The sequence below is a fragment of the Streptomyces sp. LARHCF249 genome (assembly GCF_052871255.1).
In genome coordinates, this window is the sequence record NZ_JBIXJQ010000038.1 from 1 (window position 1) to 893 (window position 893).

Annotated in this window: 1 protein-coding gene; it reads left to right on the forward strand. The window is 66.4% G+C overall.

Features of this window, described 5'->3' with window-relative positions:
- Positions 1-47: 47 nt before the first annotated feature.
- Positions 48-883, forward strand: a protein-coding gene (locus ACIPUC_RS37275) for an IS5 family transposase (RefSeq protein WP_446594879.1) whose coding sequence is annotated in 2 segments (ribosomal slippage) — positions 48-395 and positions 398-883 — 834 coding nt in all. Because the reading frame shifts where the segments join, the coding sequence is not laid out codon by codon here.
- Positions 884-893: the final 10 nt, after the last annotated feature.

An 893-nucleotide genomic window follows, 5' to 3' on the forward strand; every position in this document is an offset into this window, starting at 1 on the left:
CTTAGAGGTCCTAACAGAAGCTGTTGATCATGTGGCCTTCAGTCCGGATGGTCGTTGGTCTGGCCGTGGGGAAACGTCAGTCGCGGCCGTGGATCGTGTCGGATGAACTGTGGTCGCTCATCGAGCCGTTGTTGCCTGAGCCGGCGGCGAAGCAGGTGGAGGGGCGCCCTCGGGTACCGGACCGGCAGGCACTCTGCGGGATCCTGTTCGTGCTGCATACCGGGATCCAGTGGGAGTACCTGCCGCAGGAGCTGGGCTTCGGATCAGACATGACCTGCTGGCGGCGTCTGGCCGCGTGGAACGATGCCGGCGTGTGGGACCAACTACATCTGGTGCTGCTGAAGCAGCTGCGGGTCGCGAAGAAGCTGGACTGGTCACGGGCGGTGATCGACTCCTCCCACGTCAGGGCCGCTCGACGGGGCCCAAAAGCGGCCCCAGCCCGCTCGACCGTGCACGTCCGGGCAGCAAGCACCACCTCATCGTCGACGGCCAGGGCATCCCGCTCGGCGTCTCGCTGACCGGCGGCAACCGCAACGACGTCACCCAGCTGATACCCCTGCTGAAGAAGATCCCGTCGGTCGCCGGCCTGGTCGGACGGCCACGCAACCGACCCGACACCCTGCTCGGCGACCGCGGCTACGACCACGACAAATACCGCCGTCTCGTCTGGGCGCTGGGCATCAAACCGGTGATCGCCCGCCGAGGTGTCCCGCACGGCTCCGGCCTCGGCGTCTACCGGTGGGTCGTGGAGCGGACCATCGCCTGGCTCCACGGCTTCCGCAGGCTACGGATCCGATGGGAACGACGCGACGACACCCACGAAGCCTTCCTCGGACTCGCCACCTGCCTCATCACCCACCGACACGTCCAACACCTTTGTTAGGGACCTCTAA